Raw genomic sequence first — 24,821 nt, forward strand, 5'->3', positions numbered from 1 at the left:
GTCCGGCGCCGACGGCGGGCGTTGCGGGCCTACCAGTACTCTTTCTTCTTCGCGCGCTTGCGCTCGGGCTTCGGCGGGCGGAAGTCCAGCGCCAGTTGTCCGTCCTGCGAGGCGACGGACGCTTTCTTCCGCTCCACGCTGTCGATGGTCCACGACACGGCGTCCTTGCCGTACAGCTCCAGCATCTTGAGGCGCGCGTCGCGCAGGTTCCCCTTCGTGTTGGCGCGCGAGTCGCTTTCGAACTCGAAGAGCCCCGTGCCTCGCACGTCAGCAGCCGCGGGAGAGATGTAATGGGCGATGTAGGTCTGCATATCCTTCCTTCGACGGTCGTGGTTTTCGCACTGTTCGCATGATACCCCAAGGCGACGGCCGCCGCTGCGCAACGCGCGAGAAAAAGGCGCGTTCACGGCCGCCTGACGGCAGCGAAACAAGGGCGCAACCGCTTCGGGGAAGCGGCGGCGCCTTCCCTACAATGGCAGAAAAGACAGCAAAGGTGGACTTCCATGCCAAACACTCACAGCACCGCGGCGACCCTTCTGCGCGACACGCCGCTCCCCTTACCCCTCGCGCGCATCGACCGCCCCCGGGAAGAGAGCGCGGCAGCTCGGCGCGCGCAGCATGACGCGCGCAGCGTCGTCGCGCCCGAGGCCGGGCGGCTGATCATCGTGTCGAACCGGCTGCCCTACCGTTTCGAAGACGACGGCGAAGGCGGCTTCGAGCTCGAGCGCAGCGTGGGCGGCCTGGCCACGGGCCTGGGCCCCTTGCACGAGCAGGACGGCAACCTCTGGATCGGCTGGGCCGACGCGGATGCGGGCATGGACGACGACGAGCGCGCCCGGCTGGCCGCGGCGTTCGACGAGCGCGATTGCCGCGCGGTGTTCTTGGACGACCGCGACGCCGAAGCCTACTACGAGGGCTTCTCCAACTCGGCCATCTGGCCGCTGTTCCACGGGTTCCCCCAGTTCACCCGCTTCGACGAGGAAGAATGGGAGGCATACCGGCGCGTGAACGAACGGTTCTGCGAGGCAGCACTGGCAGAAGCGCGCCCGGGCGACACGCTGTGGATCCAGGACTACCACCTCATGCTGCTGCCGTCGATGCTGCGAGAGGCACTGCCGGATGCGTCCATCGGGTTCTTCCTGCACATCCCCTTCCCCGACTACGAGACGTTCCGCACGCTGCCGTGGCGCGACGAGATCGTCCGCGGCGTGCTGGGAGCCGACCTCATCGGCTTCCATGCCTACGACTACGTGCGCCATTTCCTGTCCAGCTGCCGGCGCGTGGCGGGCATCGAGAACACGAGCGGCACGCTCACGGTTGACGGACGCGTGGTGCAGGTGGACGCCTTCCCGCTCGGCATCGACTACGCGCGCTTCCGCGACGCCGCACGCACACCGGAAGTGCAAGCAGCAGTGGAAACGCTCGCGGCCGAGAAGGGACACGAAGGTTGCAAGGTGATGCTGTCGGTGGAACGGCTGGACTACTCGAAGGGCATTCCCGAGCGGCTGGACGCCTTCGACGCGTTCCTCGACAAGCACCCCGAGTGGAAGGGTCGCGTGGTGCTCATGCTGGTCACCGTGCCGTCGCGCGAGAACGTGGCGTCGTACCGCGCGCTCAAGAAGCGCATCGACGAGCTGGTGGGCCAGGTGAACGGCAAACACTCAACGATGGACTGGACGCCTGTGGACTACTACTACCGCTCGTTGCCGTTCGAGCAGCTGGTCAGCCTGTACGCCGCGAGCGACGTGATGCTGGTCACCCCGCTGCGCGACGGCATGAACCTCGTATGCAAGGAGTACCTGGCCTGCCACGACGGCGACGGAGGCGTGCTGGTGCTGTCGGAGATGGCCGGCGCGTCCTACGAGCTGCACGAGGCTCTGTGCGTGAACCCGTTCGACCGCGCGGGCATCGCCCGTGCCATGCAGGAGGCGCTCACCATGCCACCCGACGAGCAGCGCAAGCGCAACGCACCCATGCAACAGCGCCTGGCACGCTACACGTCGAAGAAGTGGGCGCGCGAGTTCCTCGATGCCGTGGCCGACGTGAAGCGCCGCCAGGCGGGCATGAGCGCGCATCTGCTGGGCCCCACGTCGGCCGGCCGGCTGCTGGAGGCGTACCGCCGCGCGGATCGGCGCGCGCTGCTGCTGGACTACGACGGCACGCTCATGCCCTTCTCGGACGACCCCGCGCGCGTCGCGCCCGACGAACGGCTGCTGGACGTGCTGGCGCGCCTGGGCGGCAGCGCGGACAACGACGTGGTGGTGGTGTCGGGGCGCGACCACGCCACGCTCGAGGCATGGCTGGGCCGGCTGCCCGTCGACCTCGTGGCCGAGCACGGCGTTTGGTTCGCCGCGCAAGCGGACGGAGGCACGGCGAGCGGGCGGGCATGGACGCTGCAGGAACCGCTCGACAACAGCTGGAAGGACGCCATCCGCCCCGTGCTGGCCGACTTCGTCGACCGCACGCCCGGATCGCTGCTGGAAGAGAAGGACTACTCGCTGGTGTGGCATTACCGCATGTGCAGCCAAGAGCTGGCCGAACGGCGCGTCATCGAGATCAGATGCGCACTGGGAGACGGCCTGGCCGACCGCGGCATCGCGCTCATGGACGGCAATAAGGTGATCGAGGTGAAGCCGCGCGGCGTCGACAAGGGGCACGCGGCCCACCGCTGGTTCCGCGACCCCGCCTACGGCTTCTTGCTGGCGGCCGGCGACGACCGCACCGACGAGGACGTGTTCGAAGCCGCGCCCGACGACGCGTGGACCGTCAAGATAGGCGGCGGCCCCACCCGCGCCCGCTTCGCGCTCAAGAACAGCGCCGAGATGCGCCAGCTGCTGGAAGCGATGGCCGAAGCCGAGCCGGTCCGCTAGAACGCGCAAGAGGAGCCGCGAAGCGGGCCGACGGCCGTCGTTTCCGCCTCGACGGACGCATCGTCGCCGGTCAAAAACGCGAGCACGCGGCTCAACAGCGCTTCCAGATCGTCTTCGGAAAGCGTGCGGGAGAAGCCGCTATCGACGAGGTTCTCGAAGGCGGCGGCGTTGCGATAGCGGATGCCGTCGAGGAAGAACGCCTTGCGCCGGTCGGCACGGTCGCGCAACACGACGACGGTCTGCGACGGCAGCGCCTCGTAGGCGCGCTCGTCGAGCCCGAGCTTCTTCCCGTACCAGTCGGGCACGTTGCGCACGCCCTCGTCGGCGAAGAACGCGCGGATCTCCCCGCACCCCGCCAACGGGTACGGCGGCAGGTCGTAGCCCCGATGGCGCGCGTACGCGAATATGTAGCGGGACGCATCGCCCACCTGGGCGCGGTCGCCCAGCACGAACGACAGCAGCTCGAGCGCCCGATGAGGCCGCCACCGGTCGCCTTCGAGCTCCAACAAGCGCGCGATCCGGGAAACGACGTCGTCGCCGGCGCTTCGCAGGCTCATCGCGCCTCCCCTCCGACATCAACACCTTCCGTGTCTTCGCGCACACCCGCCGCGGGCATGAGGTCGCTCAGAACCTGCTCGAACGGCTCGCGCGCGGCACGGCGCACGAGCCGTTCTTTCTGACGGCGCATGAGGCGCTTGAAGCGGTACTCGGCGCTCATGGCCTCGTGCTTCGTCGCGTAAGCCGCCTGCGCGAGCAGGCGCACGGGAAGGCGGCTGCGCGTGTACTTCGCGCCCGCGCCGGCGTTATGCGCGCGCACGCGTTCGGCGACGTCCACGGTGTAGCCCGTGTACCATGTGCCGTCGGCGCATTCGAGCACGTACAGGTAGAACGACGGATCGTTTTCTGCCCGGGGATCCATGCGCGCTACACGAGCACCTTGACGACGATCTTGCGCACGCAGCATGGGGCGTCGAGCGCGCATCCCGGCTTGTGGGCGTCTTCGGGTGCGAGCACGGCCACGTCGCCCGCACGCAGCACGATGGAGCTGGGACGCTCGGGTGTGCAGTACAGCCCGAAATCGGCGTCTTCGTCAAAGGGCTGTACTTTCGCGAGGCCTTCGAGCGGCGCATACTGCATGACCTCCTCGCCCGACACGACGAACTGCACGTCGTAGTAGCGGCGGTGCGCCTCCAGCTGCTTCTCCTCGGCGGGAACCGTGTCGTATTCCTGCACGTTGGCGAACACGGCGTCCCCGTCGATGTCGACGCGGCCGAGCGGGAGCGACCCGAGGTCATCCCTGTTCAAAAAAGCATACGCCTTCTGAAAACGCGCGGCGAGGTAATCGTTGCCAGCGGCATGGTCGAGGGTGGTAACCAGCATGATCGGTCCTTTCGGTACGGGTGCACGGCGCGCAAAGCGACTCGCAGTATACACCCGAGGACGTCAGCGCGGACGCAACAGAACGTTTGCGCATTCCGCTTGAAGTCTAGAAAGGGATCGTGGACGGCAGCTTGAGCAAGGCAGATAATGACCGTATCGACCCTGCGCCGAAGAGACGGCGCCGTTCATCGAAGGAGCGAGGCATGATCAACAAGTTCTGCAAGAAGCCGCTGTGGGAATGCTCGAAAACCCTGTCCGCCGTCGCCCAGGGGCTCGCGCCCGCCGAGACGGTGATCAAGGGCGCGAAGCTCGTGAACGTGTGCACGGCCGAGATCCAGGAGGACGTGGACGTGGCCATCGCCGAGGGCCGCATCGCCTACCTCGGCCGGGCAGACCACTGCATCGGCGAGGACACGCAGGTCATCGATGCGAAGGGGCAGTACATCGCGCCAGGGTTCCTCGACGGGCACATCCACGTGGAATCGTCCATGATGGGCGTGGGCGAATACGCGCGCGCCGTCGTGCCGCACGGCACCACGGGCATCTACATGGACCCGCACGAGATCTGCAACGTGCTAGGCCTCGACGGCGTGAAGGTGATGGAGGAGGACGCGCGGCGCACGCCGCTCAAGACGATGATCACCACCCCGTCGTGCGTGCCCGCCGTGCCCGGCTTCGAGGACACCGGTTCGTCCATCGGCCCGGACGACGTGGCCGAGACGATGGCATGGCCGAGCGTCGTGGGGCTCGGCGAGATGATGAACTTCCCGGGCATCCTAGGAAGCACGGACCACGCGCATGGCGAAGTGGGTGCCACGCTGGAGGCAGGCAAGATCGTGACCGGCCATTACTCCATGCCCGAGACCGACCGGGGCCTGAACGCCTACATCGCCTCGGGCGTGCGCTGCTGCCACGAGTCAACGCGCCCCGAGGACGTGTTGGCGAAGATGCGCCTCGGCATGTACGCCCAGCTGCGCTACGGCTCGGCATGGAAGGACCTGCCGGTGCTGGCCGAAGCCGTGCTGGCGAACGACATCGACACGCGCTTCGCGACGCTGGTCAGCGACGACACGCACCCGCACACGCTGGTGGCCGACGGGCACCTCGACCACATCGTGCGGGTGGCCGTCGGGCTGGGGATCGACGCGGTGACCGCCATCCAGATGGTCACCATCAACTGCGCTCAGTGCTTCCAGATGGACCACGACCTGGGCTCCATCGCGCCGGGCAAGTGCGCCGACATCGTGTTCTTGGACGATCTGGAGGACCTGAGGGTCACCCGCGTGCTGATCGACGGCGACGTGGTGGCGGAAGACGGCCGCGCCCTGTTCGACCTGCCGCCGTTCCAATTCCCCGACTGGGTTACGCACTCGATGCACCTGGGTCGCGAGCTGACGCCCGCATCGTTCGAGGTGCCCGCACCCGAAGGCGTTGCCGACGGAACCGTGCGGGTGCGCGCGATCGAGATCATCCCCGCCAAGGTCGGCACGTTCGAGGCGCATGTGGACCTGCCGGTCGTGGACGGGCGGCTTGAGTCCGACCTTCAGCAGGACGTGCTGAAGACGTTCGTGTTCGAACGCCATCACGAGACGGGCACGTGCGGCTGCGGCTTCGTGAAGGGCTTCGGCATCAAGCGCGGCGCGATGGCGTCCACCGTGGCGCACGACGCGCACAATTTGCTGGTGGTGGGCACGAACGACGAGGACATGGCCCTGGCCGCGAACACGCTGGCCGCCTGCGGCGGCGGCATGGCGGTGGTCGCCGACGGGGAGATCCTGGGGTTGGTGGAGCTTCCTATCGCCGGTTTGATGGACTCGCTCGACGCCGTAACGATGAGCGAGAAGGTACATGCTTTGGAGGGCGCATGGGCCGAGATCGGCTGCACCATGCCGTCGCCGTTCATGACGATGGCCCTGATCCCGCTAGCATGCCTGCCCGAACTGCGCCTGACGAACCGCGGCCTGGTTGACTGCACGACGTTTGAGTTCGTTGATTTGGTGGTGGAGTAGCGATCCGAAGGACGTCTGCGCCTTTCGCAACTCGGCGCAGACGTCCGACGAGCAAAACTCGGAATCAGCGAATCAATCCGCGTTCTCGATAGGAAGCGACGGCAAGGATCGGTCGCCCCTTCGTTAGGGAGCGACAGAACCTGCCGAAACGCTGCTCGATTTCAACCCGGATACCCTGCTTCTACCCGCGCGCCCGCGAGTGGTACGACCGACCACGCCTCGGCCGTACCACGACAGCTGCGCGCGACTTCAACCCGCGCGCCCGCAAGCTGAACGATGACGTGTCAGCGTTCAGCTTGCCAGCCAACCCGAACAGTTTCAACCCGCACTCCCATGCGGGGAGTGACCCGCGCGTTCTCGAGCACGGAGTACACCGCGGTGCCATTTCACCCCGCACTCCCCATGCGGGAAGTGATCTACATCCGTTTCAACGAATCGCGTATATTCCTCATTTCAACCCGCACTCCCCATGCGGGAAGTGACCCCGTGAATGCATAGGACGCCATGGCATCGTAGATTTCAACCCGCACTCCCCATGCGGGGAGTAACTGGCCGAGGCCAACGACAAGGCCGTCAACGCCTACCTGATTTCAACCCGCACTCCCCATGCGGGGAGTGACCGCCTACATGGGTTCGCGCCTTTTCCCCGACATATTTCAACCCGCACTCCCCGTGCGGGGAGTGACCAGGTACTCGACGTTCTGGGTGATCGCGGTGGGATTTCAACCCGCACTCCCCATGCGGGGAGTGACGTTTGCAGCCTTGACGCTTTCGTTCACGTCAGTGCCATTTCAACCCGCACTCCCCATGCGGGGAGTGACTAACGGCATCACGGTCGGCACGCCGGTGCAGCTTTTCATTTCAACCCGCACTCCCCATGCGGGGAGTGACTTGAGCCAGCCGAGACCCTGCGAGAGGCTGCCAATTTCAACCCGCACTCCCCATGCGGGGAGTGACGGTTATCAAAATGCGTCTGTTCAAGTTCGTTTAATTTCAACCCGCACTCCCCATGCGGGGAGTGACCAGCTCGACGAACGCGACGAGCGAAAAGAGGCTATTTCAACCCGCACTCCCCATGCGGGGAGTGACTCGTGGGTGCGGTTGTAGCCGTCCAGCACGTCGGCAAATTTCAACCCGCACTCCCCATGCGGGGAGTGACACGGCCTCAGCTCCTCGGTACTGTAAACATAGTAATTTCAACCCGCACTCCCCATGCGGGGAGTGACGCGGCGCTGACTTTTCTTTGGGTCGTCAGCCCATTTCAACCCGCACTCCCCATGCGGGGAGTGACCCATCATGGGCGCTATCGTCGTGGTCGGCATCGATTTCAACCCGCACTCCCCATGCGGGGAGTGACGCCGAGGTGGCTGCCGCGAGGAACGGCGACAACAAATTTCAACCCGCACTCCCCATGCGGGGAGTGACCGGCCACAGGGTATGCATGCATGAGAGCGTATCCATTTCAACCCGCACTCCCCATGCGGGGAGTGACCGCAATATTATGCGCAAAATTTACTGCCTCGATCAACATATAGCGCCAATAGACAAACAAGGTACACGCAACAAGCGCGTCAGGCATCTTTATGTCACACTATTTGGTGCGAACCTCACGTATGTCATATGCGAGCTTCGTGCTCGCACCATGGTCCTACAATGCCAAGAACCCTTCAGCTTCGTACGTTGGCTTCGCACCTACATGCTCAATCTTCGTCTCATATTTGCTTCCAAGACTGTAGAATCGCAAACTATCTTTCTCCGGATCGATCAGCTCGACGAGCTCGCTCTTGATACGAACCATCGTCGCAGCATCGGCAACGCATTCGAACACTGAGTTCTGGACACGCTGACCGTAATTGACGCAATGTCGCGCCACTTTTCGCAAGCGACGTCGGCCTGCCGGATCCTCGGTATTCACGTCGTAGGTAATCACTGTCAGCATGCCAACCATCTCACTTCCATAGAAACGGCGGGTAGCCGTCTAGATCGCCGCGCAAGCAACGAGCGAGCAACAGCGCCTGCACATGCGGCACAAGCCCCCGGGGAATCTTCTCCTTCAAAAAGGGATGGGTGATCGTCTCCTTCTTTCGCTCTTGCCAAGCGCCGAACAAAGCCCGTCTCCCTTCATCGCCCAACCGAACCTCACCCGATTCCCGCTTCTCAAAATCCTTCGAACTCACCACCCGGTTGTTCAAGGCGGAAAGCACGAACCGATCGACGAACACCGGCCGCAGCTCCTCCATTAAGTCCAAAGCAAGCGAGCGTCGACCAGGCCTATCCGCATGCATGAAACCCACGAACGGATCAAGCCCAACACCCTCAAGCGCAGACGCGCAATCGAAAGCCAGAACCGTGTAGAACAGAGACAGCATGGCGTTCATCGCATCGGTCGGAGGACGCCGCGCTCTACCTGTAAAACGAAACGTCTCCTTATCTCGCAACACCAGCTCATCGAACACGCCGAAATACTCTGCAGCCGCGTCGCCCTCAATCCCTCGCAAGGAATCCATCGTTTCGCACTCAGCCGCACTGCGAAGCGAACCGTCAAGCCTCATGCTGGCTGCCTTCACCGATCCCGTATCAATACGCAACCCATGGTCGCGCACCGCCCGTTCGAGCACCCAACGACCGTTGTAGAGCTTTCCCACAATGAAATTCCGAGCGATAGCAAGGCTCTTTTCGGTTTCTTCAGACCATGCATACTGCGTTTTTCGCAGCAGCACGTTTCCGCGTTGCTCGCCGTATGCGCCTGCAAGGAAACGACCCTTCCGATCGAAGAAAGACAGGCCGACGCCCCGTTCGACGCAGGCGCCCATAAGGGCAGGACTTGCACCTCGGTACGAGAAGCAGAGGATACCCTCAAGCGTATGGAGCGGCACTCGTCCAAGCTCTGCGCCATCGCGACGTACAACCACGTTCTCCCCATCGAGCATGAGATACGCGTCTTCCGTGAACACGTAAAGCGTGTTGAGCAAATGTCTCATAGCTCCTCCTCGAAAAGCCTTTTGGCCACATACTCCCCGACCGTCGCCCGATTGATGGCGCGCGGCAGGCAGAGGTCATTCAACGAGCACGACCGACAGGCCGAAAAGGGCTTCACCCGTGGAGTATGACGGCGTCGATACAAAGCATGCATCTCCTCCACCATCGAGCCAACCAAAGCGCACAACGACTCGTCGAACTCCACCTTTTCGCGCGAACGCGTTTCGCCGTAGTAAAGGAACCCAATGGGCACATCCGCCCCAAGCATCTCCTCCAAGCACAACGCCTGTGCGCACAATTGCAGTCGGTCGGCATCGTTCGCCTTGCTCGAACCGCGCTTGTACTCCACCGGCACAGCGCGCCAAAGGCCATCCTCTCCTGTGAGAGTATGGCCATGCGAGTTCTTGCGGAATTCGACGACGTCGCACTTCCCTGACAAGCCGAGCGCACGCGAATGCACCGACAAGCCGCGAACGACGAGGGTATCACCTCGCCGTTCGCGCAGCTCTTCATCATGGGCGCGTTTGTGCATGAGCTCGCCTTGGGCTGTCAACACGTTGTCGGCCCACGCTTGCTCGATATGGATGAGCGCCCACTGTCGTCGACAGAACGCGAAGTGCTGGATACCAGACAGCGCGAGGAACTCGTCCTCGTCGTACACCGCTACACCATCCTCAGAACCGTGACTCCCTCGGGCACGGCGCCCTCGTCAACGGTGATCTCCTCGTAGTCGTCGATGGAACGCGGAGCCTCCACGCCGGCTTTCTTCTGGGTTGAAACAGCGTCGAACAGCTTGTACGACGGCGCATTGCCAAGCTCGCTGTCATGCTTGAACACCACGAGCGCACGAACCGCCATCTTGCCGCGCGCAGCCGAGTGATCGTGCTCGAACATGTTGACGATAGCATCCCACAGAAGGGCGAGGTCGTCCTCCGAGAATCCCGTCGATTTGCGCGCCAAGTTCGCCGAAACGTAGCCCTCCCCGCGATAGAGCGCATAGGGAACCACGTACTTGCGACCCATCTCGGTGCCCTTCTTCTCGGCATCGGCTTCGGTGGTGATGGCTACGCGCGTGATGGTGACCTCCTGCGGAATGATAGGATCGACGCTGCGCGCGAACGTCAGCTGCACCGGCCCGCGCACCTGCCCGCAGTTGAGCGCGCCTTTGACGAACGTGGTCATCACCGCACCGAACGTGCGCACATCATAGAATGTCTCGCACATGAAATCGCGAATCTTCTCGTCGAGCGCAGGATCGTCTTTCTTGAGTTTTTTGATGGCTTTATCATCGGTTCCCACGCCGAACTCGTCGAGCGCCCGTCGGTCGCTCGCATTGAGCGGCACGCCGTCCTTGATGTATATCTCGAAACCCCGCTCGCCTTCCTTCACCGTCTCCACGTAGTTGCGGATCTTGCGCTTCAAGCACACGTCAGTCACGATGCCGAGGCTCGTCTCGGGATCGATGCGCGGCATGTTGCCGGCATCGGGATCGCCGTTGGGGTTACCGTTCTCCACATCGAAGTACACGACGAAGTCGTAACGGTTCTTGATCGTATCGCTCATGATTTAACCCTCCTGATCGTTTTTCTTCTCGTAACGTTTCTGCGTTTGATGGTAGTATCCCAGGATAAAGCCACCCTGTTCCGACAGCGAAAGACGTTTGGGAAACCCTTGGATTCCGTTGCATAACTCCTGTATCTGCTTTTCGTAGAACACCGCGAGTCCTTTTCGGTCGCCCGCGATCTTATTCAGATGGTTCTGGCCAAGCTTCATGATGACCGGGAACACCACACTCGGCATCGCGTTCGCCGAATCGAAGTACCGGTTCTTGATTGTAGTTTTTATGCCCGGATTGGCCTCTTCCTGCACGCGTTCCAGCACGGAGAACAATCGTCCCAGCATATAGGGGGTATCTCTTTTCGTTTCGTCGAGTGACACCGTCACCGCCTCCTTGTTTAGATTCTTGATTAGATACGCTTTAATGATCGCCACACGTCCGCGCGTCACCTTGCGCGTGCGGCGGTCATCGTCGTCCTGCGTCGCTCGCACTCGCAACAGCACGTTCGAGTACAGCGCTTCGGGATACGGCGCATCGGCCAAGATCGAACGCATGAGAGCGCCTGCGAGCACCGACGTAGCGGCCGCTTGCTTGGCATTCGGGTTCGCCGTCTCCGCAAGCAGGAAATACGGCGAGAGGTATTTCTTCTCGTACGGCGCGCGGGTGATATCGATACGGTCGTAATGCTTCCGCAGATTGTCCAGCATAGAGCCGAACATGCCAGACATGAAGAACCTTACCGACAGCCTTGCCGCATTCGGGGCAAGCCCTAACACGTGGAATGTCGCATCGAGCTTTGCGCTTTCCACCTGCCGTCCCGCCGCCAAGGCACCCATGATCGCGTCGAGCTTTTCATCAGGGTCGTCTTCGCCCTCAGCTCGTTCTCCAAAGTTCGGGTTGATGGCTTGCGAGAACAAGGCTGCACAATCTTCATCATCGCTATCGGCCCAGTACACGATCGTCGTATCACCAAGGCGAATATGATGATTGCGATCAGACAGTAGATAGTTCAGGGCAGTCGTGTAAGCGAACGTCACCCGTTCGCTTACTGGGGCATTCAACCCCTGCTCTTCATCGTGCCCGTACGACTCAAACGCACGCGCGTTAAAGCCCACGAGCGATGCCCCCATCGACTGCGCCCCCATCACGCCTTTGATGGCAGGATGCAGTCGAGCGATAGGAGCCTTCTCGCCAGTGACCAGGCATGTCGTTACCTCTTCGTCTTTGCCGGATCGTTCGCAGCGTCGATCCCATGCCGCGCAGATGTCGCGATCGGCGAGGGCTTCGCAACCCTGAACGAAGAACACGAGATTGCCTCCCGCAAGCAGCCCCTCGCCAGCATCCACCACACGAGGGTGCTCCGACGCCTCCTCCACATTCCACGTTTCAAAGTAAGACCGGATCGCGGTTGCAACCGGCGAATCGACATCAGCGAGCAGCTCGAGATGCTTCCGCCGTGCATCGTCGAAGCACCGACGGGCGCGCTCTGGTTTGCCTTTGGCATCGAGACCTAGCAGATAGGTCGCGTTATCGCACAAGAGATTGGCCGTCACGCCCACAGTGCGCTTCGCTTGCTCGGGCACCTCCCTCGTCCAGCCCCGCTTCTCCTCGGCAGGAATCACGTTGACCAACTCGCCATCGGGCGAAAGCTCCAGCATGAAAGCCACCTGGCGCGAACACCATCCCGGTCGCGCGATCCTTTCGGGATGTTCTCTAGACAGCTGCTCATAGTAGTCGGCAAGCGCTTGCAGGATCATCGGAACACCTCGCTTCCCGCCACGTCGATCACGCCATTGCGCATAACAGCTCGAAAAAACATCGGCATAATGTTCTGCGGATCGACGTAATCCATGTCGTAAAGCATTAAGCCGAGATCGCGCTCGCCGGAATCTGCATAGCACCCCTGGGGAGCGTCTCCGTCACATGCCTTGAAGTGAGCTGCGAACTCACGAGTTCCGAAGTACGGGGTTGAGTAGCATTGCCCTCGATCAAGCCTCCGCCTTATGATATCCTTGAATTTGCCGGGGTTGTCTTCGGGCTTCGCTCGGTCGGTCAATTCGAAATGCGCTTCTATCACATAGCGCACGTCGGTGAGGATCAGTGAGGCTCGTTGCTGGATATCCTCTTTCGTGTTTATGTAGGGCAACTCGCCTCCGTGCGTCATGACGCTTCTTATGGAGCTGGCGAGCGCTTTCGATTTAACCTCGTTGCGCCGCACGTTGGTGAAGCGAATGGGATTGAGCACGTGTATTCGATCGATCGTATATCGCATACCCGGATGCCAGTATATCGATTCGATCAGACCACGAGCCGCCGAAGGCGTGATCACATCGTACGAAACGCGTTCCACCGACAGCTCCGGCCTCGTGAAGAGCGCCCGCTCGCCCCAAACCTCGATTTGGATTCCATATGCCATATGATACCTCCTTTCATTTTTTTCATTCTTATAAAGGTTTAGGTTAAAATCTACTGCATTCGTTATACCATCAGAAATTGCAACCGTCAATGTCACCATATGCTTATATTTGATTTTCAAGGTGCTTTAGTTCACAATGTCCACGTCATTGCGTTGCAATGGGGGTTGAAACATTCTCATAAACAGTTAAGCGGTAACGGCACAGGGGCGCTCCAAGCGCCCCTGTGCCGTTACAGGAATATCCCCTTTCCTTCTTCGTTTTTCAGATCCAATCCGCGTTGATCCGAGTAGCATGTTCCATCGACCAGCACGAACAAGTCCTCGGCAAGAGTCTCTATCTTGCCGCTCCGCAGTAAAGCCTTGATATCCCCATCGTAAACGCCGACGGCGTAGCGCGAGAGCCTGCGTATGGTCGAGCGATTCGCGAAACCGGTTTTCACCGCGAGGATATCGGATTCGATTTCCGGATCGGGTATCACCACCGTGCGCGAGCCTTCCTCGATCATGCGGAAATCGTCGGCCGCGCGCTTGAAGGGTATGTTGAGGGATTTTAGGCTGAACCCTTCGAGATCGCGCAGCACTCCCGATGCGTCGAGCGCTCCTTCGCGCACGGCGTACAGCCTTGCAAAGTATGCGTCGATCGCCTCGAGAGCCCCGATATCGCACGACTCGCATGCCGCTCCCTCCATCTCGCTTATGACGCTTCGTGCTATCGCCACTTTCTGCGCGACATCGGAAGGCAGAGCGTAGTCGTCGGCGGGCTCGAACACGTGCACGATGCTTTCCTCGGCCGACTGCCGGCCTTCTCGATTGCATCGCCCAGCCGCTTGCACCATGCTGTCCACACCAGCGAGCGCGCGGTAGACCACAGGGAAATCAACGTCGACGCCCGCTTCTATCAGGCTCGTCGCCACAACCCGGCAAGTCCGGCCCTCGCGCAGACGTTGCCGGATCTCGTTCAGCACGCGCTCACGATGTACAGGGTGCATGAGGGTTGTCAGATGGTACGAGTCTTCCCCGTCGAGCAGCTCATGCAGCCGCCTCGCCTGCTTGCGGCTGTTCACGATGCAAAGCGACTGGTCGCGATCTGCCAAACGTGCTGCAAGATCGTCATCACCGAGCACGCCGTCGAAACGATACGAGACGCGTTTAAGCTTTTTGAACAATTCCGACGGCGCAGGTGCGATCTCGCGCACGGCGAACCCCTTTCGTCCAAGCATCCCGTTGAAGGCCGGCTGCGTCGCCGTGCACAGTACCACCGAACAACCGTAGTTCGCCACGAGCTCTATAAGCGCGCGCAGACAAGGAAGCAGCTGCTTGGTGGGAACCATCTGCGCCTCGTCAAGCACGATCACGCTGTTCGCGATATTGTGCAGCTTGCGGCAGCGCGATGTCCGATTAGCGTAGAGCGACTCGAAGAACTGTACGTTCGTCGTCACCACGATGGGCGCGTCCCAATTCTCGGACGCTCGGCGAAGCGCCTTCTTCGCGTCGCCTGACTTGTACGACTCCACCTCTTCGTCGAAATCGAAATCGAAGTTCGCGTGATGCTCCAAAACGCTGCGCTCTCCCAGCACATCGCGAAAGACGCGGGCGTTCTGCTCGATGATCGACGTATAGGGCACGGCGTATACTACGCGACGTGCATCGCGCTTAACCGCATGCTCGAGCGCGAATAGCAGCGACGCGTACGTTTTTCCACCTCCGGTGGGAACCGTTAGCGAGAAGAAACCGGGGTGGTTCGAAGCAGCTCTGATGCATGCATCCAGCACCTGGCAGCGCGTTTCGTTGAGCGCGCTCGTCGGCGGGTAGAAGCGAGCTACCTCTTCTTTCAAGCAACCCAGGAGATCGACAAGGGATTGCTCCGAAAGAGGATCGCGTCCTTCGCCCTGCATGAATCTCTCGGTGCAAAGGAAGTCCGCATCCACCAAACAGGAGAATACCATGCGCGTCAAAAACGAAAGCGAATAGGCTCCGTCCTCCCGATCGCGAGAAACAGGCAGAACGGAAGGGCCTTTCGGAACGTTAAGCTCGACTTCGCGCGCATAGGCGGCGCAATCGGGGATGCTACCGTGTTGTGCCCGCAGCAGTCGACCGCGCAGAGTCGGACAGTCTTCGACATCTGCCGTAGTGCCCCCGTCGGGAAGCCCTGCATGATGGCCGGCAACGCAGTAAGCGAGCAATTTCAAACCCAACTGATCAAGCAGAGCAGCCCCCGCCGTGGAGTGATCGACTTTATGCCCGTCGCATAGGATGCGGTTCTGGAATTCCGTGGAATACTTGCCGATGTCGTGCGCCATTCCTGCGGCATAGGCCCACGATTCGGCCCCGAACGGCCGCGCGAACTCGGCCGCCATCTCGGCCACCTCCCGCAGGTGGTCGGCCACTTCTTCGATGCGCCCGTCTTCGGCAACATGGGATACGTGCATGAATACCTCCCGTCAGTTAGCGCAATCGCGCGCCGTTCAGCTATAAAATATAACTCATCTTGACATGCATAAGCTCTCTAATCATTTTTATAGCTCTCGATGATACTCTGGAAACTGTTTTCGCATGTCCCCCAAGCGGGACTTGCAGAAAAGCGTTTTCGTTTATCATTGAAAGAATGTCTAATCCAAAAAACAGGTGCATGAAGCATGCCCGAAGAACAACCGGGTTGTACAATACTCCCCATGTCCCTCGCTACCGACATACGCTCCTACCAACCCTTCAACCAGCAGGAGGCATCCGATCGCGAGGTTATCCTCCGGCAGTTGGAAACCGACCCGCACGTGTTCGACCGCGACTCGCTCGCGCATATGACGTGCTCGATCTGGACGGTCGATCCGACCGTCACCCAGACGCTCACGGTGTTCCACAACACGTACGGATCGTGGAGCTGGATCGGCGGGCACGCCGACGGAGAGCGTGACCTGGAGCGGGTGGCGCTGCGCGAATTGGAGGAGGAGACCGGAGTCGCCGACGCGCGCATCGTGCCATGCGGGCCGGGGAACATCTTCTCGCTCGAGGTGCTCACCGTGGACGGGCACGAGAAACGCGGGCGCTACGTCAGCTCGCATGTACACCTCAACGTGACGTATCTGGCCGTCGCGTCGCCCGACGACCCGCTGCGCGTCAAGCCCGACGAGAACAGCGGCGTGCGCTGGATGGACTTCGACGAGGCGCTGGCCGCATCGACGGAACCGTGGATGCGCGACCGGATCTACCGCAAGCTCGTCGACAAGCTGGCCGCGGTCGACCTCGAAATGAGACGTTAGCCCCGTCCCTTCGCCTCATCCCAAAGCTCGCGGGGAAGATAGTACGATTCGAAGTCCTGCATGAGGCCGTCGGGGGTTGCTTCGGCGCCGTGGATGGTGCCCTCGTGGACGAAGCCCGCCTTCTCGATCACGCGGCGCGAACGATCGTTGAACGTGTAGTGCGTGCACGTGATCAGGCCAAGCCCCAGCTCCTCGAAGCCGTAGCGCAGCATCTCGTCCGCCGCCTCGGTCATGCAGCCCCGCCCCCATGCCGTGCGCGCGAGCGCATAGCCCAGCATGAGGCAGTCGACGTTGCGCCGCTGCGGATCGCGGATGAGGCCGATCGACCCGATGCACGGCCCCGTGGCTCCCGTCCCCGCGCCCGTCTTCTCGAAGATGCCGAACACATGAGGCTCGCTCGCGATCACCTCCACGAACATGCGCGAGTCCTCGCGCGTGCGGTGCGGGGCCCATCCGGCATCGGGCCCGACGGCGGGGTCGCTGCAGTAGGCGTACACGTCGTCGATATCGTCGGAAACGAACGGGCGCAGCACGAGGCGCTCGGTCTCGAGCGCAGGGCACTCCCCCGACGTCACCGCCAGAATCGCCGGCGGACAACCGGGATGCCGCGCCTCGCCGGCCCGAACGCAAGCCGCGAACCGCACCTCGTCGAGCACCCGCACGCCCGCCTCGCGCAAGGCGCGCGCCGCCACGCCGTAACCGGGCACGAGCTCGCCGGCGAACGCGCCGTCGTACACGAGGCCGCATCCGCACGAAGGGCTCTTCGCCTTGAGCACGGCCAGCTTGCACCCCTGCTCCTGCGCCAGCTCCACCGTCTTGGCGGCTCCGGCCAAAAACGCGTCCGTGACGTCGACCCCGTCCGCGTCCGTCACGCGCAGCGCGCGCTCGGCGGCGGCGATCTCGCAGGGGGCATGCGGCACAGGCAGCCCGCCCAGCACCTCGGGGCACACGGGAACCATCTCGCAAGCGTCGTGCAGCTTCAGCACGTCCTCGCAGGGACGCGACTTCCCATCGTAGCGGCACGGCTCCCCCAGCAGGCATGCGCTCACGGCTATCGGCATCGCTCGTCCTCGTTTCGTCGAAAAAACCCAGTATAGCAAAGCCCGCGACTCCGCTGCGTTAGCGCGTGCGCGCGAACACTAGAACCGTGGCGACGGCCGCGAACATGGCCAGCGCCGCAAGCACGCCCACGAGCGTCGTCGCGCCCACGAGCGCGCCCATCATCCCGCTAAGAACCGCCGATCCCGTGTAGCCGATGAGATTGATGGTCGACACCACCGTCGCCGTGCTGCGCATGTCGGCCCGCGCGAACAAGAGGCGCAGGCTGCCCGACAGGCACATGCCCGTGGACAGGCCGAACAACGCCACCAGCACGAGGAAAGCGCCCAAAGCCCCGGCCGCCATCGCTACGCACATCGCGCACGTGAACACGAGGAGCGCCGCCATCGAAACACGCAACGACACGCCCGACGGCATGCGCGCCTCAAGCGGCGCCCCCAACGCGCTGGGCGCCATCGACAGCGCGAGGATAGCCGATGCCATGAACGGGTCGCTCGAACCGAAGCATTCCGCCGCCACCGGCGAGCTGAACGATTGGAAGAACGTGCCCACGCCCCACGACGCGACGTAGGCGCACGCGGCGATGGGCAGCACACCACGCAGCTTCGCATCCACGCCGATCACCGGCTTGCAGGCGGTTCGCAGCGGCACGCGGCTGACGACCGTTTCGGGAGCCGCGGGAATGAGGATCGCGCCCAGCGCCAGCAACGCGATCATGATCCAATAGATCAGCGCGTGCTGTTGGGTGACCAAGGACAAGAACCCCACGGCCAGCGAGCCCGCCATCACGCCCAGCAGCGCGCCGCAACCGGCCACCGCCAGCCCGAACCCCTCGTAGCGCCCCACGGCGGAATCGACGACCAGCGCCGAAACGGCGCTCATGGCCAAGCCGCACGACACGCCCTGCACGGCTCGCGCAACCAGCACGATCGTCGGATCGGCCGCTCTCAAGAACAGGAAACAACCGAGCATGGCAAGCAGCAGCGACGCCGCCGCCAAGGGGCGCCGTCCCGCCGCATCGGACAGCGATCCCGACAAGAACAGCGTCAGCACGACGCCGAACAGGTACATGAGCATGGTGGCGGAGATGTCGGCGTCGGTGAGCCCGATCGCCCCTTTGTACTCGGAGTACAAAGGGATAGGCACAGCCGAAGCGGCGAACACGGTGACGAAGGCGAACGTGGCGATGACGAGGCCTCGCACCCCTTGCCGAGGCTGCGAGGATTCCGACGCGTCGACTGCATGCGCGAGCATGGCACCATCCGTTCGTTCACCGCGAATTACACCCGCGCTCTTCCCTGCGAGGAGCGATTGCGGACAGCATAGCATTCCGAACGGACGCAGGGAACACCCGCGTTCGCCCAACGCGGCGCGCACGGTTCTGGATTTCTGGTACCATTGTACGGATGTTCTGCAATGCTTTCGAGGGAGGGCCGCCGCACCGCATGCTATCCGAAGACGACATCAGCAGGCACTGCCATGCGCGCACGTTGCAACGGGCACGGTCCATCGCAGCCTCCGACCGCAACATCCTCACAAAGCAGGTCCGCTACAACCCTCCCGAGACCACGCTGTCCGCGTTCGTTGCCAGCAGCAGCGGCTGGAACGACCGTTACCGCACCTCCGTCACCTTCGACGAGGACGAAGGCGACCTGGTCGACTACGCCTGCACCTGCCCCGCCTACCGCGAGTATGACGGCATGTGCAAGCACTGCGTGGCTCTGGCGTTGACGTATCTGGACGCGCCTGAGAAGTTCATGGGCTACCGAGCCCATCGCGCGCCGACCACGTCTTCATGCCTGCTCGAGCTCATGGAGCGCAGCAAAGCCGCTGCAGAAGCTGAGGAACAGGGCGGCATCGATCTGGAAGCAACCGTCGTGTACGGCTATCGGTCGTGGTCGGCGCACTTCAAGGTCGTCGGCCCCCAGGGCTCCTACGTCATGAAGAGCATCTCGGACTTCGTCGGCCGCATGCGGCGCGGCGAGCGGTTCTCCTACGGCAAGAAGCTCGCGTTCACGCACGTCCCGGCGATGCTCGCCGAGTCGGCGCGCCCCATCGCCCGGTTCCTCGACCGCGCCGTGGCGCTGCGCGAGCAGGCCACCGGCAGCGCGTTTTGGCGCTACCGCGGACGCGACGAGATCGGACGCGACCTCGACCTGTCGGACTACGAGCTCATCGAGCTGTTGGATCTGCTGGACGGCCGCCCCTTCACCGTCGAAGGCACCGACTACGGAACGCGCTCCCTCACCCGCGCGCATGTCGTCAGCGCCGACCCCGATGTCGAGGTCTCGGTGCGGCGCACCGACGACGGCGGCTACGCCATCGAAGCCGACGAGCTGCCTTTCGTGGCGCAGGGCGACCGCATGTACCTGTGGCAGGGCGAGACGTTCTTCCGCTGCTCGGCCGACTTCGCGCGCACGGCGGGCTTCCTGCGCACCGTGTACGAGAACGACGATGCCCGCCTGTTCGTCAGCCTCGCCGACATGCCCCTGTTCTGCGCCACCGTGCTGCCCGCCATCGAGAAGCGCCTCCATGTGGAAACGCCGACCGAGATCGGGCTGTTCCGCCCCGTGCCGTGCAAGCTGGAGTTCTACTTCGACAAGACCGACCGCGACGTCACCTGCGACGCGCAAGCCGTGTACGGCGAACGCCGCTATCCGCTGCTCGACTCCCCCGCTCGCGACGAGGCGGGCCCCCTGCGCGACGAGAAGCTGGAGGGTCGCGCGAGGCGGCTGGTCAAGCAGTATTTCGACACATTAGAAGCTCCCCCATCCATCATGCTGAGCGACGAGACGGCGGTGGCCGACCTCGTGTTCGGCGGCCTTGTCCAGTTCCAGGCGCTGGGCCAGGCGTTCACCACGCCCGCGTTCGACCGGCTGCTCGTAGACAAGAAGCCACGCATCTCGGTGGGCATCTCGCTGGCGGGCAACCTCATCAACCTGGCCGTGTCCACCGACGACCTGCCCCCGGCCGAGGTGGCGGCGCTGCTGGCGAGCTACCGGCGGCGCAAGCGCTTCCACCGTCTGAAGAGCGGTGCGTACCTCGATCTGACGGAGTACGACCTCGCTCAGCTCGACCACCTTGCGGAGGACTTCGGCTTCACGCCCAAACAGCTGGCCGCAGGCGCGGTGGAGCTTCCCGCCTACCACGCGTTCTACCTCGACGAGCAGTTCAAGGGCGCAGAGCGCAACCGCTCGTTCATGCGCTACCTGGAAAGCTTCCGGGCATCGGCCGGCGAGCCGTGCCCGGTGCCCGACCAGCTGGCCGCCACGCTGCGCCCCTACCAGGCGGAAGGGCTGCGCTGGATGAGCGCGTTGGCCGACCGCGATCTCGGCGGCATCCTGGCCGACGAGATGGGCCTGGGCAAGTCGGTGCAGCTCATCGCGTTTCTGCTGGCACGCCAGAGCGAGGCGCGCGCCGTTGGGCCCAGCCTCATCGTGTGCCCCGCCTCCCTCGTGTACAACTGGATGGCCGAGTTCGAGCGCTTCGCCCCGACCCTAGACGTGCGCGCCGCGGTGGGCGCCAAGCGCGAGCGCATGCGCATCCGCGCCGAGGCGTGCGAGAGAGACGCACGCGAAAGCGAGCTTGCCCGCGACGGGCGCTGCTGCGACGTGCTGATCACCTCCTACGACCTGCTGCGCATCGACGCGGAGGACTTCGCCCGGCGCGAATTCTACTGCTGCGCGCTCGACGAGGCGCAGTACGTGAAGAACCACGCCACCAAGACGGCGCGCGCCGCGAAGCGCGTGCGGGCGCGCCACCGCTTCGCGCTGACCGGAACGCCGATGGAGAACCGTCTGAGCGAGCTGTGGAGCATCTTCGACTTCCTCATGCCCGGGCTTCTGGGATCCTACATGCGCTTCCGCGAGCACTTCGAGCTGGACATCACCGGAGGCGACGAGGACGCCGCCCGCCGTCTGCGCTCCCTCGTGGCACCGTTCATGCTGCGCCGCTTGAAGGCCGACGTGCTGCAAGACTTGCCCGACAAGCTGGAATCGGTGGTGTACGTCCCCATGGAGGCCGAGCAGCAGCGCCTGTACGCCGCCCACGAGCAGCAGCTGCGCGACGCGCTGACCCTGCAGAAGAACAACCGCAACAACAAGCAGTTCCACGAGCGCAAAGTGGAGGTGCTCGCCGAGCTGACGAAGCTGCGCCAGCTGTGCTGCGACCCGCGCCTTCTGTACGAGAACTACGCCGGGCACGCGGCAAAGCTGGACGCCATCGCAGAGATCGTGGAATCGGCCATGGACGCCGGCGAGAAGACGCTTGTGTTCTCCCAGTTCACAAGCTTCCTTTCGCTGATCGCCGAAGTGCTGGACGCGCACGGCGTGCCCTACTTCACCATCACGGGAACCACGCCGAAGAAGCGCCGGCTCGATCTGGTGAACGCGTTCAACGACGACGACACGCCCGTGTTCCTCGTGTCGCTCAAAGCGGGTGGCACCGGGCTCAACCTCACCGGCGCGTCGGTGGTGGTGCACGCCGACCCCTGGTGGAACGCCGCTGCGCAGAACCAGGCCACCGACCGCGCGCACCGCATCGGCCAGACGCAGGTGGTGAGCGTCCACAAGGTCATCGCGAAGGACACCGTCGAAGAGCGCATCCTGCATTTGCAGGATGCGAAGACCGACCTCGCCGACCAGGTGATCGGCGCCGGCGGCGTGTCGCTGGCGAGCCTGAGCCAGGAGGAGCTGCTCGATTTGCTGGACGGATGAGGCGCGGCTTAGAACTTGCCGAAGCGTTCGTAGCGGGCTCGCAGCAGCTCGTCGGTCGGCGTTGCGCATAGCTCGTCAAGCGTGGCGCACACGTAGGAGCGCACGCCCTCGGCCGCCTGCTCGGGGTTCTCATGCGCAGGGCCCGCTCCTTCGGACAGCACGGCGTCCACGATACCCATCTCGCAGGCTTCGGCCGCGCTCATCTTCATGACGGCGGCCGCCTCGGCGGCGCGCGTGCGATCCTTCCACAGGATGGACGCGAAGCCCTCCGGCGACAGCACCGAGTACACCGCGTGCTCCTGCATGGCCACGCGATCGGCCAGCGCCAGCGCCAGCGCGCCGCCCGAGCCGCCCTCGCCCAACAGCACGCTCACCACGGGCACGCGCAGGCCCGCGAGCGCCAGCAGGTTGTCGGCGATGGCGTTGCCCTGCCCGCGCTCCTCGGCCTCCATGCCGCAGAACGCGCCTTGCGTGTCCACGAGGCACACCACGGGGCGGCCGAACTTCTCGGCCTGACGCATGAGGCGCAAAGATTTGCGGTAGCCCTCCGGCTGCGGGCAGCCGAAGTTGCGCGCGATGCGCTCTTTGAGGTCGCGTCCTTTCTCTTGCGCGATCACCGTCACCGCGCGACCCCCGATCCAGCCGAGGCCGCACACCACGGCGCCGTCGTCGCCGAACATGCGATCGCCGTGCAGCTCGATGAACCCGTCCACGAACGAGTCGATGTAGGCGAGCGCCGTGGGACGATGCACGTTGCGCGCCAACTGAACGCTCTCCCATGCGCGGTTCGACGTGGGCGCAGTGGCCTCGCGCGCCGCAGCGGACGCGTCCTCCAAAGACACGCCGGCCTCCGCATCGAAACCGCCCGTGCTGAGCGCCTTCTCCAAACGCTTGCGCATGGAGGAGCCGCGGCGGTCGAAGCGCTCGGTGACGGCCGCCATGCGCCCGCGCAGCTTGGCGCGCGCCGAGTCCACCCCTCCGGCGAAAGGCAAGCCGCCGCCCACGGTCAAATCGCCGTACGTCACCGTGTTGTACGTATCGGTGCCGCTGGCCAGGTTCTCGCGCACCGCCTCGTAGCTGACGAGGATATCGCGATCGCCCGGCTCGTGCTCCTGCTCGCCGCGCACAGCCGATGCCGTGGCAAGGTGCAACGCCAGCAAGTGAGCCAGCACGCTGCGCAGCTCGCCGCGCTCCACGATGGCGTCGATCAGCCCGTGATCCAGCGCGAACTCGGCCGTCTGGAAGCCTTCGGGCAGCTCCTGCTTGATGGTGTCCTTGATGACGCGCTGGCCCGCGAAGCCGATCAGCGCGCGCGGCTCGGCCAGGATCACGTCGCCCTGCATGGCGAACGACGCGGTCACGCCGCCCGTCGTGGGATCGGTGAGCACCGAGATGTAGGGGAGCTTCGCCGCAGCATGGCGCTCCAGCGCGCACGACACCTTCGCCATCTGCATGAGTGACACGAGACCCTCCTGCATGCGCGCGCCGCCCGACGCGGTGAACACCACCACGGGCAGACGCTCGTCGGTCGCGCGCTCCACGAGCCGCGCCACCTTCTCGCCCACGACCGAGCCCATCGAGCCCATGAAGAACTGCGACTCCATGATGCCGATGGCCACGCGCAAGCCCGCGATACGTCCGACGCCGGTGCGCACGCCCTCCTCCAGACCCGTCTTCTCGCGCTGAGCCTCGAGCTTGCCCAGGTAGCCGGGGAACTCGAGCGGGTCGGTTTCGGGAACCGTGCGGTTCCATTCCACGAAGCTGTCCGCATCCAGCAAGTCGTCGATGCGCTCGCTCGACGACATGCGCAGGTAACCGCCGCAAGCGGGGCACACGTAATGGCCGGCGGCCAGGCTGGGGCCGTCGAACTTGAGGCCGCAGTGCGGGCACGCGCGCCACGAATCGCCGTCGATAGCGGGTTTGTCGGTAGTGCACAGCACCCAGCCCAGAAGCGGCGCGTCATTGCTGAGCGGGCGGAACACCCGCACGCCGCGAGCCGCCGTGCGAGCGAGAAAGCTGTCCACCTCGGCCAGCGGCAGCGCCTCGTCGCACAGCAGAACCACCGAAGCCCCGCAGGAGTCGATGGCCGTCAGCACGGCATGGCCGTTGCAGAACAGCGCGTCGGAGTACTTCTCGCCCAGGCTCACCGCGCTTTGGGCGAGCTTGATGTGGCTATCGCCCCGATGATCCTGCGTGTACACTGCGCAGGCGGCGAAACCCGCATCGCCCACGGCCTGCATCAGGCGCTTCGCGGTTTTCGGGCGCGCCATGACGAGCGCGACGGGCTTGGAGCCCGCATCGATCCCCCCGGCGCCTTTCGGCGTGCGCGGGGCGGCGGTGGCCAACGCCCGCGGCACGGCGGTGTAGTCGGCCGCGTCGGCAGCATCGTGCGCGTTCGGCGCTATGGGAAGCGAAGCGGCGGCCTCCTCGGCCATGCGCGCAAGGCGGTAGGCCACGTCGGCCGATTCGCCGATAGGCTCGGCCGCCTTGCGCGGCTTGCCCTGGGGCAGCACCGTTCCGTCGGATCCGATGGTGATGTAGTTCTGCTTGGCACTCTTCATCGAACGGCCTCTCGCTC

18 protein-coding genes and 1 CRISPR repeat array are annotated in these 24,821 nt (G+C 63.7%); of the genes, 4 read left to right on the forward strand and 14 right to left on the reverse strand.

What is annotated here, in order from left to right:
• Positions 1–29 precede the first annotated feature (29 nt).
• Complete coding sequence (locus ELEN_RS09855; RefSeq protein WP_009304169.1) at positions 30–311, reverse strand: hypothetical protein; 282 nt, start codon at positions 309–311, stop codon at positions 30–32.
• Positions 312–503: 192 nt separating this feature from the next.
• On the opposite strand from ELEN_RS09855, the gene ELEN_RS09860 reads away from it, so the two are divergent.
• Complete coding sequence (locus ELEN_RS09860) at positions 504–2,870, forward strand: bifunctional alpha,alpha-trehalose-phosphate synthase (UDP-forming)/trehalose-phosphatase (RefSeq protein WP_009304168.1); 2,367 nt, start codon at positions 504–506, stop codon at positions 2,868–2,870.
• On the opposite strand, the gene ELEN_RS09865 is transcribed toward ELEN_RS09860, so the two are convergent.
• From ELEN_RS09865 to ELEN_RS09875, 3 genes are read right to left on the reverse strand one after another with little or no spacing between them, the layout of a single operon-like run.
• Positions 2,867–3,427 carry a hypothetical protein gene (locus ELEN_RS09865; protein ID WP_009304167.1) on the reverse strand — a complete coding sequence of 187 codons (561 nt, stop codon included), beginning with the start codon at positions 3,425–3,427 and terminating at the stop codon, positions 2,867–2,869. The genes ELEN_RS09860 and ELEN_RS09865 overlap by 4 nt on opposite strands.
• The gene (locus ELEN_RS09870) at positions 3,424–3,789 is read right to left on the reverse strand and encodes a GIY-YIG nuclease family protein (protein WP_015760870.1); all 366 of its coding nucleotides are present in this window, start codon (positions 3,787–3,789) and stop codon (positions 3,424–3,426) included. Before ELEN_RS09870 ends, ELEN_RS09865 begins: the two co-directional genes overlap by 4 nt.
• 5 nt (positions 3,790–3,794) lie before the next feature.
• A complete protein-coding gene (locus ELEN_RS09875; RefSeq protein WP_009304165.1) occupies positions 3,795–4,250 on the reverse strand; it encodes a NanQ anomerase/TabA/YiaL family protein in 456 nt (151 codons plus the stop codon).
• 203 nt (positions 4,251–4,453) lie between these two features.
• Here ELEN_RS09875 and ade point away from each other — a divergent pair, with 203 nt between their 5' ends.
• Positions 4,454–6,259, forward strand: a complete 1,806-nt coding sequence (ade, locus tag ELEN_RS09880; RefSeq protein WP_009304164.1) for an adenine deaminase — start codon at positions 4,454–4,456, stop codon at positions 6,257–6,259.
• 383 nt (positions 6,260–6,642) lie between these two features.
• Positions 6,643–7,751: direct repeats of the CRISPR family, unit length 33 nt; unit sequence ATTTCAACCCGCACTCCCCATGCGGGGAGTGAC.
• Positions 7,752–7,907: 156 nt separating this feature from the next.
• On the opposite strand, the gene cas2 is transcribed toward ade, so the two are convergent.
• From cas2 to ELEN_RS09915, 7 genes are all read right to left on the reverse strand, one after another.
• Positions 7,908–8,207, reverse strand: coding sequence for a CRISPR-associated endonuclease Cas2 (gene cas2 / locus ELEN_RS09885; RefSeq protein ID WP_009304162.1), 300 nt, complete (start codon positions 8,205–8,207; stop codon positions 7,908–7,910).
• Position 8,208: 1 nt separating this feature from the next.
• On the reverse strand, positions 8,209–9,240 hold the full coding sequence (gene cas1c / locus ELEN_RS09890) for a type I-C CRISPR-associated endonuclease Cas1c (RefSeq protein ID WP_015760871.1): 1,032 nt from the start codon (positions 9,238–9,240) through the stop codon (positions 8,209–8,211).
• A complete protein-coding gene (cas4, locus tag ELEN_RS09895) occupies positions 9,237–9,899 on the reverse strand; it encodes a CRISPR-associated protein Cas4 (RefSeq protein ID WP_015760872.1) in 663 nt (220 codons plus the stop codon). The genes cas1c and cas4 overlap by 4 nt, the downstream gene beginning before the upstream one ends.
• Before the next feature lie 2 nt (positions 9,900–9,901).
• Entirely contained in the window at positions 9,902–10,801 is a 900-nt protein-coding gene (cas7c, locus tag ELEN_RS09900; RefSeq protein ID WP_015760873.1) for a type I-C CRISPR-associated protein Cas7/Csd2, read from the reverse strand.
• Positions 10,802–10,804: 3 nt separating this feature from the next.
• The gene (gene cas8c / locus ELEN_RS09905; RefSeq protein WP_015760874.1) at positions 10,805–12,553 is read right to left on the reverse strand and encodes a type I-C CRISPR-associated protein Cas8c/Csd1; all 1,749 of its coding nucleotides are present in this window, start codon (positions 12,551–12,553) and stop codon (positions 10,805–10,807) included.
• On the reverse strand, positions 12,550–13,212 hold the full coding sequence (cas5c, locus tag ELEN_RS09910; RefSeq protein WP_015760875.1) for a type I-C CRISPR-associated protein Cas5c: 663 nt from the start codon (positions 13,210–13,212) through the stop codon (positions 12,550–12,552). The genes cas8c and cas5c overlap by 4 nt, the downstream gene beginning before the upstream one ends.
• Positions 13,213–13,442: 230 nt before the next feature.
• On the reverse strand, positions 13,443–15,641 hold the full coding sequence (locus tag ELEN_RS09915) for a CRISPR-associated helicase/endonuclease Cas3 (protein WP_015760876.1): 2,199 nt from the start codon (positions 15,639–15,641) through the stop codon (positions 13,443–13,445).
• Between the two features lie 243 nt (positions 15,642–15,884).
• Here ELEN_RS09915 and ELEN_RS09920 point away from each other — a divergent pair, with 243 nt between their 5' ends.
• On the forward strand, positions 15,885–16,469 hold the full coding sequence (locus ELEN_RS09920; RefSeq protein WP_015760877.1) for an NUDIX hydrolase: 585 nt from the start codon (positions 15,885–15,887) through the stop codon (positions 16,467–16,469).
• Here ELEN_RS09920 and ELEN_RS09925 read toward each other — a convergent pair.
• The gene (locus tag ELEN_RS09925) at positions 16,466–17,530 is read right to left on the reverse strand and encodes a GNAT family N-acetyltransferase (protein WP_015760878.1); all 1,065 of its coding nucleotides are present in this window, start codon (positions 17,528–17,530) and stop codon (positions 16,466–16,468) included. The two genes, ELEN_RS09920 and ELEN_RS09925, sit on opposite strands and share 4 nt — an antisense overlap.
• A gap of 58 nt (positions 17,531–17,588) precedes the next feature.
• Positions 17,589–18,782, reverse strand: coding sequence for an MFS transporter (locus ELEN_RS09930; RefSeq protein ID WP_009304153.1), 1,194 nt, complete (start codon positions 18,780–18,782; stop codon positions 17,589–17,591).
• Between the two features lie 191 nt (positions 18,783–18,973).
• On the opposite strand from ELEN_RS09930, the gene ELEN_RS09935 reads away from it, so the two are divergent.
• Positions 18,974–22,243, forward strand: a complete 3,270-nt coding sequence (locus ELEN_RS09935) for a DEAD/DEAH box helicase (RefSeq protein WP_009304152.1) — start codon at positions 18,974–18,976, stop codon at positions 22,241–22,243.
• Between the two features lie 8 nt (positions 22,244–22,251).
• Here the strand turns inward: ELEN_RS09935 and ELEN_RS09940 are convergent, their stop codons facing one another.
• Positions 22,252–24,804, reverse strand: coding sequence for an acetyl-CoA carboxylase carboxyl transferase subunit (locus ELEN_RS09940; protein ID WP_009304151.1), 2,553 nt, complete (start codon positions 24,802–24,804; stop codon positions 22,252–22,254).
• Positions 24,805–24,821 lie beyond the last annotated feature (17 nt).

Origin of the sequence: Eggerthella lenta DSM 2243 (assembly GCF_000024265.1) — a bacterium.
Taxonomy (GTDB): Bacteria; Actinomycetota; Coriobacteriia; order Coriobacteriales; family Eggerthellaceae; genus Eggerthella; species Eggerthella lenta.